A 15,307-nucleotide genomic window follows, 5' to 3' on the forward strand; every position below is an offset into this window, starting at 1 on the left:
GGCGCCATGCTGAGTATTCGAGACATCTCCTATTCCGTCGAAGGCCGCCCTCTGCTCGAGGAGGCCTCCGCCGTGATTCCCGCGGGCCACAAGGTTGGCCTCGTCGGTCCCAACGGCGCGGGCAAGACCACGCTCTTCCGGCTCATCCGCGGTGAGCTCACGCTCGATGGCGGCGAGATCGAGCTGCCCGCCCGCGCCAAGATCGGCGGCGTGGCGCAGGAGGCGCCTGCCTCGGATGTCTCCCTGATCGAGACCGTGCTGGCCTGCGATCTCGAGCGCGCCTCGCTGATGGCCGAGGCCGAGACCGCCACCGACCCCCACCGCATCGCCGACATCCAGACCCGTCTCGCGGACATCGACGCCTGGTCCGCCGAGGCGCGCGCCGCGACGATCCTCAAGGGCCTCGGCTTCGACGAGGCGGCGCAGCAACGCCCCTGCTCGGACTTCTCGGGCGGCTGGCGGATGCGCGTCGCGCTCGCCGGCGTTCTCTTTGCCGAGCCCGACCTGCTGCTCCTCGACGAGCCGACCAACTACCTCGACCTCGAAGGGGCGCTCTGGCTCGAGAGCTACCTGCAGAGCTACCCGCACACGGTCATCGTCATCAGCCACGACCGCGGCCTGCTCAACCGCGCGGTGGGGGCGATCCTCCACCTCGAGGAGCGCAAGCTGGTGCTCTACCAGGGCAATTACGACACCTTCGCGCGCACCCGCGCAGAACGCCGCGCCGTGCTCGCGGCAGCGGCCAAGAAGCAGGACGAGCGCCGCGCCCACCTGCAGAGCTTCGTCGACCGCTTCCGCGCCAAGGCCTCCAAGGCCCGGCAGGCGCAGGCACGCGTGAAGATGCTCGAGAAGATGGAGCGGATCACCCCGCCCGAGGAGGCCGCCAAGCGCGTCTTCACCTTCCCGCAGCCCGACGAACTCTCGCCGCCGATCCTGGCGCTGGAGAATGCCTCCACCGGCTATGGCGACAAGGTGGTGCTGCGCAAGCTCTCGCTGCGCATCGACCAGGACGACCGCATCGCGCTGCTCGGCCGCAACGGCCAGGGCAAGTCGACACTGTCGAAGCTCTTTTCCGGGCGTCTGGCGCTGATGGACGGCAAGATGACGTCCAGTTCGAAATTGCGCATCGGCTATTTCGCCCAGCACCAGGTCGACGAGTTGCACCTTGACGAGACGCCCCTGCAGCACCTACAGCGCGAGCGTCCCGACAGTGCCCCCTCGAAGCTGCGCGCGCAGCTGGCGGGCTTCGGCCTAGGTGCCAACCAGGCCGAGACCGAGGTCGGGCGGCTTTCGGGCGGGCAGAAGGCCCGCCTGTCGCTGCTGCTGGCAACGCTCGATGCGCCGCACATGCTGATCCTCGACGAGCCGACCAACCACCTCGACATCGAAAGCCGCGAGGCACTGGTCGAGGCGCTGACCGCCTATTCCGGCGCGGTGATCCTCGTCTCGCACGACATGCACCTGCTGGGGCTGGTTGCCGACCGTCTGTGGCTGGTCAAGGACGGCACGGTGACCCCCTACGAGGAAGACCTCGAGGCCTACCGCAAGATGCTGCTGACGCAGGACAAGCCGGCAAAGCCCGCCAAGGCCGAAAAGGCCGCGCCGAAGCCGAAGCGCGCCAGCCGCGACGAGGTCCTTGCGCTGCGCTCGGAGGCGCGCAAGTGCGAAGAGCGCGTCGCCAAGATCGAGGAGATGCGCGAGAAGCTTGCGTCCAAGCTCGCCAACCCCGAGCTCTACGAGGCAACCCGTGCGGGCGAGCTGGAGACCTGGAACCGCAAGTACGCCGAAGTCATGGACGGGCTGCGCCGCGCCGAGGCGCTCTGGGAAGCGGCAATGGAGAAGCTCGAAACGGCGGAAGCCGGCTGAGCCGGCAGGCTTTTTCTGGACAGCGCCCGCGCGAGGCCCTAGCCATTTGCCATGGACATGGCCTTGATCATCAGCGCCTTCGCCACGCTTTTCGTGGTGATCGACCCCATCGGGCTGACCCCGGTCTTCATCGCGCTGACCCAGGGCGCCGATGCCGCGCATCGGCGCGCGGTCGGGATCCGGGCCTGCATCACCGCGCTGGCGATCCTCATGCTCTTCGCGTTCTTCGGCGAGGCGGTGCTCGGATTCATCGGCATTTCGATGTCGGCCTTCCGTATCTCGGGCGGGCTGCTGCTGTTCATCACCGCACTCGACATGCTCTTCGAGCGCCGCACCAAGCGGCGCGAAGACAAGGTCGAGGACGAGGTCATGCCCGATCCGTCGATCTTCCCCATCGCCATCCCGCTGATCGCCGGCCCCGGTGCCATCGCCACGATCATCCTGCTGGTCGGACATTCACCCGGTCCGCTCGAGACCGCGATGATCCTCGGCGTGCTGGTGATCGTGCTGCTGATGACCCTCGCCTGTTTCTTTGTCGCTGGTCCCATCGAGCGCGCTCTGGGCCACGTGGGGATCGTCGTCGTCACCCGGCTCTTCGGCATGCTGTTGGCGGCGCTCGCGGTGCAATTCGTCATCGACGGCATCCGCGGCATAGACTGGTCGGGCGTTTTCGGCTGAGACTCGCAGAGCGCGAGCGCAGCCCCTACATTGGTCCCAAGCATGGGGGGCGCGCATTTGTCTGAATTCGAAATCGGCCGGCTGGGATACCTCGGGCTGCTTCTGGCGGCGCTGGTCCTGTGGATGTTCGTACAGCAGCGCGGCCGGCTGATGCAGAAGCTGCAGCAACTGGCGGCTTGGGGGCTGATCTTCCTCGGGGTGATCGCGGCCTTCGGCCTCTGGGACGACATCCGCCACACGGTGAGCCCGCAGCAATCGGTCTTTGCCGAGACGGGCCGGATCGAGCTGCCGCGAGCGTCCGACGGGCACTACTACCTGACGCTTCAGATCAATGACACGCCGGTGCGTTTCGTGGTCGACACGGGCGCCACCGGCGTGGTGCTGACCCGGCAGGACGCCGCGCGCATCGGCATCGCCACCGCGGACCTTGCCTTCCACTCCAGCGCCCGCACCGCGAACGGCGCGGTCGAGACCGCGCCGGTCCGGCTCGGTACCGTCACCCTTGGAAGCTTCGAGGACCGCAACCTGCCTGCCTTCGTCAACGGCGGAGAGATGGACAACTCGCTGCTCGGCATGAGCTACCTGCAGCGCTTTGACCGGCTCGAGATCGCGGGTGGCAAGATGGTGCTGGAGCGGCGCTGAGCGTCAGACCTCGATCTTCAGCCGCTCGCGGTCGAGCACCGCGATGGCGCCGCGACGGATCTCGATGACCCCGTCGCGCCGCAGGTCGCCCAGCAGCTTGTTGATCGTCTGTCGCGAGCAGCCCACCATCGAGGCGAGGTAGGACTGGCTCAGCCGGGCCTCGCGGTGGGCCTCGGTCGTGAACTGGTGCAAGTACATGCGCAGCCGCTCCTCGACCGAGAAGAACTGCGCGATGGCCCGAAGCTCGTTGTCGCGGGTCAGCCGGGTCTGCATGATCGCGGCGGAATTGCGCAGCAACAGCGCCGGCGGAATGTGCTTGAGCAGCAGCTCGAAGGAGCAAGCCAGCACCATCGCTTCCGGCAGGGTCCGGCAGCTCGACGAGCAGGGGGTACCCGACAGGCCCTCGACCTCGCCGAGCACCTCGCCTGGTCCGGCGACATGCAGCACCGCGGCATTGCCCTGCTTGTCGAGGTAGATCACCTCCACCCGGCCCTTCAGGATCAGGTACATGACCGGCGTCGTTTCTCCCTGCCGCAGGATATCGGTCGGCGCGTCGAAGCGCTGCAGGGTGCACTCGGAAAGAAGGGTTTCTTTCTGCTCTCGGCTGAGGCCGTCAAACAGCGGGCAGTCGAGCAAAGGCCCGTATTCGATAGGAGTTGTCATGAAGTCAGTCCGATAGCCGCTTGGTCAAGTGACGCAAGGGCAAAACACATAAATCTGTCGCGAGCACCGGCACGGACGGGCGCGTCGGCGGAAATCCGTCGGCTCATCGGCGAAAACATCCGCCGCGCGGGATGAAAACGGGAAATGGCCATTCCAGAGCCGCGTCTGCCGTATCCCGAACCGGAACGTTCCGATCCATGGGGTGCGGCGGAGGACGACTCTGGAATGGCCGTTACTTGGTAACCCTCACCCTCACACGGAAAACACCGTGTAAGACACGACCAAGCCCTAGGATACAACTCGAAGCGGTCGGGCGTGCAATCACGGTTTAGGAGGATTCTCGCCGATCTGTGTAAGCGGGGCGACAGTGCTGTCATATTTTTCAAGAAATTTTCTATTTTTTTGCCATTTTTCCGGAGACTGCAATCCTGCCTCTCAATTGGCAGAATGGGCGGAAATTAGCGCATATGTCAAATAGGATCACCCTAAAGGCGAGTCACACATTTGCCATCACGCCAAATGCGTGATGATTTCGTGACAGCCAAACTTTCAGGACTCGGCTTTCTTTTCCCAGCGTCCGCTTTCCTCGGACCAATATTGTGCGGTCACTCCGGCGCCGGTGAGCGCCCGCCACTGCCCGCGCGCCACATCAAGCGCCCGCGGGTCCATGCCGTCGAAGAGGACGCAAACCCGCTCCATTGCGCTCACCTCCTCGGGCGAGACCGCCGCCCCGTCCACCGACATCAGGCAGGACGCGCCGTTGGGCGTCTCGGCGCGATCGGTCAGCAGCACGGGCTGCAGCGCGTCATGCGGACCACCGGCGCGGCCATGCGGCAGGAAGCTGCCGTCCCGGCCCAGCCAGAGCCGTTCGTCGAGCCAGTCGAGCCGCTGCGGATCGCCGCCGCGCACCGCCACGCGCCAGCCCGCCGCCAGCGATTTTTCCAGCAGCATCGACAGGGTCTCTTCGACCGGTCTCTGGGTCAGGTGGTAGAACATCGCGACACCCATGCGCGCCAGCCTCCTGTCATCGGATCAATGTTTCGCACCCGGGCGCGGGGCGCCCGGGGCGGCGGCGGGCCTGGCTCAGCCGTCCTTGCGCTCGAAGCGGTCGCGGATCATCCGGTCCAGCGACAACACGCCCCAGCCGGTCGCCCCGGCAGGCGCCAGCAGCGAGGCGGACTTCAACTTGGCCACCCCGGCGATATCGAGGTGGATCCACGGCATGTCATCCCTGACGAACCGCTTGAGAAACTGCGCCGCGGTGATCGAGCCCGCGGGCCGCCCGCCGATGTTCTTCATGTCCGCCAGCGGCGACTTGAGCATGTCGTCATAGGCCTGGCCCAGCGGCATGCGCCAAGCGCCCTCGCCCTCGGTCTTGGCGGCCTTGAGGAAGTCCTCGGCGAAGCCCTCCTCGTTGGAAAACACCGCAGCGTTCTCATGGCCAAGCGCGACGATGCAGGCGCCGGTGAGGGTCGCCAGATCGACCATCGCGGCGGGCTTCACGTGTTCCTGCGCGTACCACAGCACGTCGCAGAGCACGAGCCGGCCCTCGGCGTCGGTGTTGAGGATCTCGATCGTGTCGCCCTTCATCGACGTCACGATGTCGCCGGGGCGCATCGCGGTGCCCGAAGGCATGTTCTCGACGAGGCCGACGAGGCCAACGACGTGCGCCGAGGCCTTGCGCAGGGCCAGCGCCTTCATCACGCCTGCCACGGTGCCCGCGCCGCCCATGTCCATGGTCATGTCTTCCATGCCCGGCCCCGGCTTCAGCGAGATGCCGCCGGTGTCAAAGACGACGCCCTTGCCGACCAGCGCCAGTGGATCGCCCTCGGCACCCTTCCAGCGCATCACCACCATCTTCGACGGCGCGGCAGAGCCCTGCCCCACGGCCAGCAGCGCGTTCATGCCAAGCTCGGCCATGCGCTCCTCTTCGAGAACCTCGACCTCGACACCGAGCTCGGTGAGCGCCTCGAGCCGCGCGGCAAATTCCTCGGTGGTCAGCACGTTGGCCGGCTCGCTCACGAGATCCCGGGTAAAGGCGACGCCCTCGGCCACCGCCAGCAGCGAGGCCGCGGCCTTGCCGGTCTCTTCGGGCTTGGCACAGAGGATGGTAGCGGGCTCGGGCGCCTCGGCGCTCTCGGACTTGTGATTGACCACCGCATGGCCGCGCAGCGCCAACGCGAGCGCCAGATGCTCCAGCCGCGCGGTGCTCTCGCCGACCAGGGTCAGCGCCTTGCCGCCTGCGGCCGAGGCCAATGCCGCGCCCGCCTTGCGCGCCTCGGCAACAGAGGGACGGCGCTCGAGCTTCACCACGTCCAGCGCCTCGGCGGCGAGCCCGGCCGGATAGGCCAGCGAGATCACCTCGCCCGCCTTGGCCTTTTCCCAACGCTCCGCTTCGAGCAGCCGCGCCAGCGCCCCCTTGGTCAGGCGGTTCAGCCGGCGCGCACCGGGGCTCATCCGGCCTTCGGCATTGACCAGCAGCGCGATCCTGCCCTGCCGCTCCGCCAGCCCGTCGAGGTCCACCGCCGAAAATTCGAATGTGCGCAACTGGGTCATTCGCCCGCCTTCCCTGCTTGTCTGTCGTCATTGTGTCCGGTCCAAGACTCCTAGAGCGCCGCAATCGGCTTGACCAGAGGCACCTTTTCCCGCGAAGAGCGATCGTCTAGGGTCGTCGCCAACGGAAAACCGGGGGAAGTGAAGTGCAGAGATTCGACAGATACATGCTGTCGCAGCTCATGGTCCTGTTCGGGTTTTTCTCGCTGGTGCTGGTGATGGTTTACTGGGTGAACCGCGCAGTGAACCTGTTCGGCGACCTGATCGCCGATGGCCATTCCGGCGGCATTTTCATCGAATTCACCCTGCTCAGCCTGCCGGCGGTGATCGCCATCGTGCTGCCCATCGCGGCCTTTGCCGCCTCGGTCTACGTTATCAACCGCTCGAGCAACGATTCGGAGCTGACCGTGGTGCAGGCCACCGGCTACTCGCCCTGGCGGCTGGCCCGGCCGGTGCTGGTCTTCGGACTGATAATCGGCGCAATGATGGCGGTGCTTGCGCATGTTCTGGTGCCACTTTCTTACGGCCAGCTGCGCGAGCGCGAGGCGGAGATCTCGGGCTCGGTCTCGGCCCGGCTGCTGCACGAGGGCACCTTCCTGCACCCGGCCAAGGGCGTGACCTTCTACATCCGCGAGATCTCGCCCGAAGGCGAGCTGCGCGACGTCTTCCTGTCGGATCGCCGTCTGAAGGACCGCGAGGTGATCTACACCGCCCGCACCGCCTACATCGTGCGCAGCGAGTCCGACACCACGATGCTGACCATGGTCGAGGGCACCGCCCAGACCCTGAGGCGTTCGGACAAGGCGCTGTCGACCACGACCTTCGAGGATCTGACCTACGATATCTCCAGCCTGATCACCCCCGACCGCCGTCCCGGCCGCCGCGCCCGGCAGATCGGCACGCTCGAGCTGCTGACCGACACCGAGGCGGTGGCCATCGAGGTCAACGACTCGGTCGGCGAAGTGCTCGAGGAGGCGCACATGCGCTTCGAGCAGCCGCTGCTCTGCGTCGTGGCCGCGCTGATCGGCTATGCCGCGCTGATGACCGGCAGCTTCTCGCGCTTCGGGGTCACCCGGCAGATCATCGGGGCCATCTTCCTGCTGGTGCTGATCAAGATCATCGAAAGCTCGGTCTCGACGCCCGTGCGGGCCAATGGCGCGCTCTGGCCGCTGATCTACCTGCCCAGCCTCACCGGCTTCGCGATCACCGGCGCCATGCTCTGGCAGGCCTCGCGCATGCGCCGCCCGGGCCGGGCCGCGCGCAAATCCCCCGCTCCCGGAGCCGCGGCATGATCCTGCATTTCTACTTCGCCCGGCGTTTCCTGCGGTTCTTCCTCGCCATCGCGCTGATCTTCGCGCTGTTCTTCTTCCTCGTCGATCTGGTCGAGCAGCTGCGCAAGTTCGGCGATGAGGTGAGCTTCGGGCAGGTCGTTCACATGACCCTTCTGAACCTGCCTGGCGGCACCTATTCGATCCTGCCGCTGGTGACGATCCTTGCCGCCATTTCCATGTGCATCTCGCTGGCGCGCAGCTCCGAACTGGTGGTCAGCCGCGCCGCGGGCCGCTCGGGTCTTGCCGCGCTGATGGGGCCGGTGGGCGTGGCGCTGGTGATCGCTGGGCTCGCGGTGGGCATGCTCAACCCGATCGTGGCCGCCACCTCGAAGCGCGCGGCCGATCTCGAACAGGAATGGGACAGCGACGGCGGCTCGGTGCTGTCGATCGGTGCCGAGGGGCTCTGGCTGCGGCAGGGAGCCGACGGCGCGCAGACCGTCATCCGTGCCAGCCGCACCAACCCCGATGCCACGGTGCTCTTCGACGTGAGCTTCGTCAGCTACGCCCCCGGAGGCGGTCCTGAGCAGCGGATCATCGCCGAGCGCGCCGAGCTCGAGGCCGGAGACTGGGTGCTGACAAAAGCCAAGGTCTGGCCGCTGGGCGATGTCGGCAACCCCGAGCGATCCGCCCAAACCTTCGACGAGATGCGCCTGCCCTCGAACCTGACGCAGGACGGGATCCGCGACCGTTTCGGCCAGCCCTCGGCGATCCCCATCTGGGAGCTGCCAGCCTTCATCCGCGGGCTGGAAGAGGCCGGCTTCTCGGCCCGCCGCCACATCGTCTGGCTTCAGTCCGAGCTGGCCCAGCCGATCTTCCTCGTGGCGATGGTGCTCGTCGCCGCGGGCTTCACCATGCGCCCGGCGCGGCTGGCCAACACCGGCCTGTCGGTGCTTGCTGCGGTGATGCTCGGCTTCGGGCTTTACTACGTGCGGAACTTCGCGCAGATCCTCGGTGAGAATGGCCAGCTCAACCCGATGCTCGCCGCGTGGGTGCCGCCCGTCGCCGCGCTTCTGCTGGCCCTCGGGCTGGTGCTCCAGATGGAGGAAGGATGACCCCCCAGACCCGACTGCTCGCGGCGGCCTTGGCCCTGAGCCTGCCACTCAGCGCCGCGCTGCCCCTTCCGCTGCGCGCCCAGACCAGCACCACGACCGCCCCCGCAGAGGGCCAGGGCCCGGCGATCCTCGTCGCCGACGAGGTCTACGTCGAGGATGGCAACCGACTGATCGCTCAGGGCAACGTCGAGGCGCTGCAAGATGGCACACGGCTGGCGGCAAGCCGGATCGTCTACGACCAGAAGGCCGGAACCCTGCAGATCGAGGGGCCCGTGCGGATCACCGACGCCTCGGGCAATTTGCTGCTGGCCGAAAGCGCAGAGCTGGAGGAGGGCCTGCGCGACGGCATCCTCACCGGGGCGCGCATGGTCATGGAAGAGCAGCTCCAGCTCGCCGCTGTCGAGGCGCGCCGGGCCGAGGGACGCTTCACCCAGCTCAGCCGCGTCGCGGTCAGCTCCTGCCAGGTCTGCGGCGCCGACGAGGTCCCGCTGTGGTCGATCCGCGCCGACCGCGTGGTGCACGATCAGGAGGCGCAGCAGATCTACTTCGAGGGCGCGCAGCTGCGGGTGCTCGACGTGCCGATCCTCTGGGTCCCGAGCCTGCGCCTGCCCGACCCCACGCTCGAACGGACCCGCGGCTTCCTGGTTCCTTCGTACCGCACGACCACCCTGCTCGGCTTCGGCGTGAAGGTCCCCTATTTCATCCCGATCGGCGATCATCAGGACGTCACGCTCACCCCCTATGTCTCGCCGGTCACCAAGACGCTCGAGACGCGCTACCGCCGCGCCTTCGTCAATGGCGATGTCGAGCTCAACGGCGCGCTGACCCGCGACACGCTGACCACCGACGAGACCCGCGGCTACCTCTTCGCCGAGGGCAATTTCGGCCTGCGCAACGAGTTCCAGCTCGACTTCGACCTCAAGATGGTCAGCGACGAGGCCTATCTCAACGATTACGACTACGACGACCTCGACCGTCTCGACAGCACGATCGAGATTTCGCGGGCGCGCTCGGACGACCTGCTGCGGCTCGGGCTGTCGCATTACCAGTCGCTGCGCGCCTCGGAAAAGGATGCGCTGCTGCCGTCGTGGATCTTTGACAGCACCTACGAGAGGCGCTTCTTCCCCGGCGGACGGCTCGGCGGAGAGCTGCGGCTCGGCACCGAGGTGCACGGGCACTACCGCACCTCTTCCAGGGACATCGACGGGCGCGACGTGGCCCGGCTCACCGCCGAGGCCAGTTGGCGCCGGCGCTGGACGCTCGACGGCGGGCTGCGCTTCGGGCTGACCACCGAGCTGTGGTTCGACCGCTACGCCTACCGGCAGGACAGCAGCTCGGACAGCGATGTGTCGCGCGCCATGGGCGGCACCGCGCTTGAGCTGCGCTGGCCGCTGGTCCGCCACGACGCGGGCGGCGGGCACACGCTGCTCGAGCCGGTGATGCAATACGGGCTGGTGGGCGGCACGCGGGTCAACATCGTCGCCGACGAGAGCACCCGCGTCGAATTCGACGAGGCCAATCTTCTGGCGCTTTCGCGCTTCCCTGCCGCCGACCGGCGCGAGCACGGCCAGACCCTTGCCACCGGCCTGCGCTGGCTGCACGAGGCGCCCGAGGGCTGGCGCGCCGGGATGACCCTGGGCCGGGTCTGGCAGGACGAGGCAGACCCGGACTTCAGCCAGTCCTCCGGTCTCGACAGCCAGCTGTCGGATTGGCTCGTCGCCGCCGGCTTCAGCAATGACACCGGGCTGACCATCTCGGCGCGCGGACTGCTCGCCGGGATCAGCGATCTCAGCAAGGCAGAAGCGCGGGTCGACTGGTCCAACGACTGGATCGATCTCGGCGCCTCCTACCTCTTCCTGGTGCAGGACGCCGCCGAGGAACGCGACGAGACCCAGTCGGAATGGTCGCTCGAAGGCAGCTACCGTTTCGCCACCAATTGGACCGGCTCGGCGGAATGGCGCTACGACCTTGCCGATCAACGGCTTGACCGCGCGGGCATGGGCCTGCAATACCGCAATGAATGCGTCCAGGTCGACTTCTCGGTGACGCGCAAATACGCGTCCTCGACCAACCTGGAACCGTCCACCGATTACGGCCTCTCCGTGGCGCTGACTGGCTTCGGCACCTCGGAAAGCGCCAAGGAGTATCGACGCACATGCAAGTGATCCCCTCCCGTTTCCTCCGCGCCGTCGCCTGTGCCGCAGGCCTGGCGCTCGCCCCGGCAGCCCTGCTTGCGCAGGGGCTCTTCTCGCCTGCGATCCTTGTCGACGAGATGGTGATCACCAATTACGAGATCCAGCAGCGCGCGCGGATGATCGAAGTGTTGAATTCCGGCTCTGATCCGATGAAGCTCGCCCGTGAGCAGCTGGTGGACGACCGCCTGCGCCTGCAGGCCGCAAAGGATGCGGGCATCGATCCGTCGGCAGAGGAAGTCACCGACGGCATGGCGGAATTCGCGCAGCGCGGCAATCTCAGCCTCGAGCAGTTCGTCGGCGTGCTCGGCCAGAATGGCGTCGACGAGCAGACCTTCCGCGACTTCGTGACGGCCGGCCTCTCCTGGCGCCAGCTGGTCCAGCTGCGCTTCCAGTCCCGCACCACCGTCAGCGACGAGGAGGTCGACCGCGCCCTCTCCGGCAGCGCCACCGGTTCCAACGTGCGCGTGCTGCTTTCCGAGATCATCATCCCGATCCGTCCGGGCACCGAAGCGCAGGTGCAGAGCCTCGCCGAGCGCATCTCGCGCTACCGCTCCACCGCCGAGTTCTCCGCCGCGGCGCGCGAGTATTCCGCCACCGCCACCCGCGGCGAGGGTGGCCGCCTGCCCTGGCAGGATCTCTCGGCGTTGCCGCCGGTGCTGCGGCCGCTGGTGATCGGTCTCTCGCCAGGCGAGGTCACCGCGCCGATCCCGATCCAGGGCGCCGTGGCGCTCTTCCAGATGCGCCAGCTCGAAGAGTCGGGCTACACCGCACCCGAGATCGCCTCGGTCGATTATGCCACCTACTACATGGCCGGCGGCCGCACCCCCGAGACGCTGGCCAAGGCCCGCGTGCTGGCCAGCAAGGTCGACCGCTGCGACGATCTCTACGCCTTTGCCAAGGGCCAACCCGCCGAGGTGCTGCAGCGCCAGTCGCTGCCGCCCTCCGAGCTGCCCACCGACGTCGCCTATGAGCTCTCGAAGCTCGACCCGGGCGAGATCTCGACCGCGCTCAGCCGCTCGAACGGCCAGACGCTGATGGTGCTCATGCTGTGCAACCGCACCCCGACGGTCACCGCCGATGCCGATCGCCAGCAGGTGACCATCGGGCTGCGCAACCAGCGCCTCAACCAGATGGCCGAGGCCTACCTGTCGCAGCTGCGCGCCAACGCCCATATCGTGGAGAAATGAGCGCGGCCCGGGCCCTGCCGATCGCGCTCTCCTGCGGCGAGCCCGCGGGCATTGGCCCTGAATTGGCCGAGGCCTGCTGGGCAGAGCTTGGCGCTTCGCTGCCCTTCTTCTGGATCGGCGAGCCGCGTCACCTGCCCGGCACCGTCCCGCACGTGCGGATCGAGCATCCCTCCGAGGCCGCCGACGCCGCGACCCGCGGGCTGCCGGTTCTGGCGCAGGAGTTCCCCGGCCCCCGCGTGCCGGGCGTGCCGCAAGCGGCGCAGGCCGCGAGCGTCGTGGCCTCGATCGAGCGCGGCGTGCAGCTCTGCCAGTCCGGCGAGGCCGCGGCACTCTGCACCCTGCCGATCTCCAAGCAGGCGCTGGCCGAGGGCTGCGGCTTTGCCTTCCCCGGCCACACCGAGTTCCTCGCCCATCTCGGGAACGTGCCCGAGGTCGTGATGATGCTCGCCTGCCCCCAGCTGAAGGTTGTTCCCGCCACCATCCACATCGCCCTCGAGGACGTGCCGCAGGCGCTCGACGCGGCGCTGCTCGAGGCGCGACTGAGGATCACCCATGATGCCATGGCGGGCTTCGGCGTCGCCCACCCGCGCATCGCGGTCGCCGGTCTCAACCCGCACGCCGGCGAAGGCGGACGCATGGGACGGCAGGAAATCGAGATGATCGCGCCGCTTCTCGAACGGTTGCGCACCGAAGGCATGGACCTTCTCGGCCCGCTGCCCGCCGACACGATGTTCCACGCCGCGGCCCGCGCCCGCTACGACGTGGCGGTCTGCATGTACCACGACCAGGCGCTGATCCCGGTCAAGACGCTGGGCTTCGACGAGGGGGTCAACGTCACCCTCGGTCTGCCCTTCGTGCGCACGTCGCCCGACCATGGCACCGCCTTCGACATCGCGGGCAAAGGGCGCGCCAACCCCTCCTCGACGCTGGCGGCGCTGCGCATGGCCGCCGAGCTTTCGGCTGGCGCGGCGCAGGGGTAAGGGTATAGAGGGGCTCTGCCCCTCGCTCTGGGGCCCACCCCGAAGTATTCAAGGAAAGATGACAGCATGAGCGGGATCGACGGCCTTCCTCCGCTGCGCGAGGTGATCGCGACGCATCAGCTCAGCGCCAAGAAATCGCTGGGCCAGAACTTCCTGCTCGACCTCAACCTGACTGCCAAAATTGCACGGGCGGCGGGGGATCTGTCGGGCATGGACGTGCTCGAGGTTGGCCCCGGCCCCGGCGGCCTCACGCGCGGGCTGCTTGCCGAGGGCGCGCGCCGGGTGCTCGCGGTCGAGAAGGACGCGCGCTGCCTGCCGGCGCTCGACGAAATCGCGCGGCACTACGAGGGCCGGCTCGAGGTGATCAACGGCGATGCGCTGCAGGTCGACCCGCTCGAGAAGCTGACCCCGCCGATCGCGATCTGCGCCAACCTGCCGTACAACGTCGGCACCGAGCTTCTGGTGCGCTGGCTGACCCCGACCGACTGGCCGCCCTTCTGGTCGACGCTGACGCTGATGTTCCAGCGCGAGGTCGCCGAACGCATCGTGGCGCAGCCCGGCTCCAAGGCCTATGGGCGTCTGGCGCTGCTGGCGCAATGGCGCTGCGAGGCCCGCATCGTGATCAGCCTGCCGCCCTCGGCCTTCACCCCGCCGCCCAAGGTCTCTTCGGCCGTGGTGCATCTCAAGGCCCTGCCCGAGCCGCGCTACCCCGCCGACGCCAAGACGCTGGAGCGGGTCGTCGCCATGGCCTTCAACCAGCGCCGCAAGATGCTGCGCGCCGCGCTCAAGGGACTGGCGCCGGACATCGAGGAGAAACTGCTGGCGGCGGGCATCGAGCCCACCGAGCGCGCCGAGCAGGTCTCGCTCGAGCAGTTCTGCGCATTGGCACGCGTGCTGAAGGGCTGAGGCTTCGAGCCGCACGGCTCAGCAGAGCGCGATCCCAGAACGAAAAAGGCCGGGCAATGCGCCCGGCCTTTTCTGTTTCCGCCGATCAGGCCTCAGTTGCCCTCGGCCTTCTCCGCCTCGATCTTGCGCCAGTTGGCGACGTTGCGGTTGTGCTCGTCCAGCGTCGTCGCGAAGGCATGGCCGCCCGATCCGTCCGCCACGAAGTAGAGATACTCCGACTGCGCCGGGTTCAGCGCCGCCTCGATGCTGGCGCGGCCCGGGTTGGCGATCGGGGTCGGCGGCAGCCCGTCGATGACGTAGGTGTTGTAGGGCGTCTGCTTGCGCAGCTCTGACTGCCGCAGCCCGCGGCCCAGCACACCCTCACCATTGGTCAGCCCGTAGATCACCGTCGGGTCCGTCTGCAGGCGCATGCCGCGCTCGATCCGGTTGACGAAGACCGAGGCCACCATCGGACGCTCGTCGGCGACGCCGGTTTCCTTCTCGACGATGGAGGCCATGACCAGCGCCTCTTCGGGGCTGGCATAGGGCACGCCCTCGGCACGGTTGGCCCAGGCCTGCGCGAGGATCGCCTCCTGCGCTTGGGTCATCCGGGCAATCAGGTCGGCGCGCGTGTCACCGGGGCTGATCTCGTAGCTGTCGGGCGCCAGAGAGCCCTCGGCGGGCCGGTCGCCGGCCTCGCCCTCGAGGATGTCGATCAGGCCCAGTTCCTCGACCACCTTCCAGCTCGTCACCCCCTCGGCCAGCGCCACGCGGAAGCGCGTGCCGACCTCGGATTTGACCTCATCGTAGCCCTCGGGACGCGGCTCCTCGCTGGCCGGATCGAACTCGATCCGCTCGACGTAGCGCCCGGTCTCGGGGTCAAGCTCGCGCACCTGCACCTCGGCGCTGTTCACGCCGATGCGGTAGACCACTTCGGTGCCACAGGTCGAAGCGCCGCCCTTGGTGACGATCTCGGTGATCTGCGACATCGAGGCGCGCTCGGGCACCAGATAGGAGCCCGCCTTCAGCGCACCGGTCTTGTCGGTATAATCCGCGCCGAGCCGGAACAGCATGTCCGAACTGACCGCCCCCTGCTCTGCGAGATCACGCGAGACGCGGCCAAAGTTAGAGCCGCGCTGCACCTGCAGGCAGATGGGCTGCGCCAGCGGCCCTTCCGCGCTGTACTCGTTCTGCGCCCAGAGCAGAAAACCCCCGGCGAGGAAGACAAGCACGACCAGGAAGGTCATCGCGTTGGAGGCGATGTTGCGCCACATC

The 15,307-nt window shown here is 67.7% G+C and carries 13 protein-coding genes; 9 read left to right on the top strand and 4 right to left on the bottom strand.

The window, feature by feature from the left end:
* Positions 1-6: 6 nt before the first annotated feature.
* Genes abc-f through G0Q01_RS02365 form a run of 3 tightly spaced genes read left to right on the top strand, consistent with a single transcriptional unit; the run spans position 7 to position 3,186 of the window.
* The gene (gene abc-f, locus G0Q01_RS02355; RefSeq protein ID WP_108965209.1) at positions 7-1,866 is read left to right on the top strand and encodes a ribosomal protection-like ABC-F family protein; all 1,860 of its coding nucleotides are present in this window, start codon (positions 7-9) and stop codon (positions 1,864-1,866) included.
* A gap of 51 nt (positions 1,867-1,917) precedes the next feature.
* Positions 1,918-2,544, top strand: coding sequence for a MarC family protein (locus G0Q01_RS02360; RefSeq protein WP_108965208.1), 627 nt, complete (start codon positions 1,918-1,920; stop codon positions 2,542-2,544).
* A gap of 57 nt (positions 2,545-2,601) precedes the next feature.
* Positions 2,602-3,186 (top strand): TIGR02281 family clan AA aspartic protease, encoded by a 585-nt coding sequence (locus G0Q01_RS02365; protein ID WP_203594868.1) that lies wholly within the window; start codon positions 2,602-2,604, stop codon positions 3,184-3,186.
* A gap of 3 nt (positions 3,187-3,189) precedes the next feature.
* Here the strand turns inward: G0Q01_RS02365 and G0Q01_RS02370 are convergent, their stop codons facing one another.
* From G0Q01_RS02370 to G0Q01_RS02380, 3 genes are all read right to left on the bottom strand, one after another.
* The gene (locus G0Q01_RS02370) at positions 3,190-3,849 is read right to left on the bottom strand and encodes a Crp/Fnr family transcriptional regulator (RefSeq protein ID WP_108965206.1); all 660 of its coding nucleotides are present in this window, start codon (positions 3,847-3,849) and stop codon (positions 3,190-3,192) included.
* A gap of 549 nt (positions 3,850-4,398) precedes the next feature.
* The gene (locus tag G0Q01_RS02375; protein WP_164196571.1) at positions 4,399-4,857 is read right to left on the bottom strand and encodes a DNA polymerase III subunit chi; all 459 of its coding nucleotides are present in this window, start codon (positions 4,855-4,857) and stop codon (positions 4,399-4,401) included.
* A gap of 75 nt (positions 4,858-4,932) precedes the next feature.
* Entirely contained in the window at positions 4,933-6,405 is a 1,473-nt protein-coding gene (locus G0Q01_RS02380) for a leucyl aminopeptidase (RefSeq protein ID WP_164196572.1), read from the bottom strand.
* 164 nt (positions 6,406-6,569) lie between these two features.
* Here G0Q01_RS02380 and lptF point away from each other — a divergent pair, with 164 nt between their 5' ends.
* The 6 genes from lptF to rsmA all read left to right on the top strand — a co-directional run bounded on the left by lptF (position 6,570) and on the right by rsmA (position 14,053).
* Positions 6,570-7,694 carry an LPS export ABC transporter permease LptF gene (gene lptF, locus G0Q01_RS02385; RefSeq protein WP_164196596.1) on the top strand — a complete coding sequence of 375 codons (1,125 nt, stop codon included), beginning with the start codon at positions 6,570-6,572 and terminating at the stop codon, positions 7,692-7,694.
* Positions 7,691-8,785 carry an LPS export ABC transporter permease LptG gene (gene lptG, locus G0Q01_RS02390; RefSeq protein WP_164196573.1) on the top strand — a complete coding sequence of 365 codons (1,095 nt, stop codon included), beginning with the start codon at positions 7,691-7,693 and terminating at the stop codon, positions 8,783-8,785. Before lptF ends, lptG begins: the two co-directional genes overlap by 4 nt.
* The gene (locus G0Q01_RS02395) at positions 8,782-10,950 is read left to right on the top strand and encodes an LPS-assembly protein LptD (RefSeq protein ID WP_164196574.1); all 2,169 of its coding nucleotides are present in this window, start codon (positions 8,782-8,784) and stop codon (positions 10,948-10,950) included. The genes lptG and G0Q01_RS02395 overlap by 4 nt, the downstream gene beginning before the upstream one ends.
* Entirely contained in the window at positions 10,941-12,167 is a 1,227-nt protein-coding gene (locus tag G0Q01_RS02400; protein ID WP_203594869.1) for a peptidylprolyl isomerase, read from the top strand. Before G0Q01_RS02395 ends, G0Q01_RS02400 begins: the two co-directional genes overlap by 10 nt.
* Entirely contained in the window at positions 12,164-13,147 is a 984-nt protein-coding gene (pdxA, locus tag G0Q01_RS02405; RefSeq protein ID WP_164212995.1) for a 4-hydroxythreonine-4-phosphate dehydrogenase PdxA, read from the top strand. Before G0Q01_RS02400 ends, pdxA begins: the two co-directional genes overlap by 4 nt.
* A gap of 66 nt (positions 13,148-13,213) precedes the next feature.
* Positions 13,214-14,053 (top strand): 16S rRNA (adenine(1518)-N(6)/adenine(1519)-N(6))-dimethyltransferase RsmA, encoded by an 840-nt coding sequence (gene rsmA / locus G0Q01_RS02410; RefSeq protein ID WP_108965198.1) that lies wholly within the window; start codon positions 13,214-13,216, stop codon positions 14,051-14,053.
* Between the two features lie 92 nt (positions 14,054-14,145).
* On the opposite strand, the gene mltG is transcribed toward rsmA, so the two are convergent.
* Positions 14,146-15,306, bottom strand: coding sequence for an endolytic transglycosylase MltG (gene mltG / locus G0Q01_RS02415; RefSeq protein WP_164196576.1), 1,161 nt, complete (start codon positions 15,304-15,306; stop codon positions 14,146-14,148).
* Between the last annotated feature and the right edge of the window lies 1 nt (position 15,307).

Origin of the sequence: Salipiger sp. PrR007, from assembly GCF_010499845.1 — a bacterium.
GTDB classification, from domain to species: domain Bacteria; phylum Pseudomonadota; class Alphaproteobacteria; order Rhodobacterales; family Rhodobacteraceae; genus Salipiger; species Salipiger pacificus_A.

Bases quoted from the DNA above. Each gene is read 5' to 3' on its own strand.
- rsmA (WP_108965198.1), top strand. From the start codon at position 13,214: ATGAGCGGGATCGACGGCCTTCCTCCGCTGCGCGAGGTGATCGCGACG.
- G0Q01_RS02360 (WP_108965208.1), top strand. From the start codon at position 1,918: ATGGACATGGCCTTGATCATCAGCGCCTTCGCCACGCTTTTCGTGGTG.
- G0Q01_RS02370 (WP_108965206.1), bottom strand. From the start codon at position 3,849: ATGACAACTCCTATCGAATACGGGCCTTTGCTCGACTGCCCGCTGTTT.
- lptG (WP_164196573.1), top strand. From the start codon at position 7,691: ATGATCCTGCATTTCTACTTCGCCCGGCGTTTCCTGCGGTTCTTCCTC.
- G0Q01_RS02380 (WP_164196572.1), bottom strand. From the start codon at position 6,405: ATGACCCAGTTGCGCACATTCGAATTTTCGGCGGTGGACCTCGACGGG.
- pdxA (WP_164212995.1), top strand. From the start codon at position 12,164: ATGAGCGCGGCCCGGGCCCTGCCGATCGCGCTCTCCTGCGGCGAGCCC.
- mltG (WP_164196576.1), bottom strand. From the start codon at position 15,306: ATGTGGCGCAACATCGCCTCCAACGCGATGACCTTCCTGGTCGTGCTT.
- G0Q01_RS02400 (WP_203594869.1), top strand. From the start codon at position 10,941: ATGCAAGTGATCCCCTCCCGTTTCCTCCGCGCCGTCGCCTGTGCCGCA.
- G0Q01_RS02375 (WP_164196571.1), bottom strand. From the start codon at position 4,857: ATGGGTGTCGCGATGTTCTACCACCTGACCCAGAGACCGGTCGAAGAG.
- G0Q01_RS02395 (WP_164196574.1), top strand. From the start codon at position 8,782: ATGACCCCCCAGACCCGACTGCTCGCGGCGGCCTTGGCCCTGAGCCTG.
- abc-f (WP_108965209.1), top strand. From the start codon at position 7: ATGCTGAGTATTCGAGACATCTCCTATTCCGTCGAAGGCCGCCCTCTG.
- lptF (WP_164196596.1), top strand. From the start codon at position 6,570: ATGCTGTCGCAGCTCATGGTCCTGTTCGGGTTTTTCTCGCTGGTGCTG.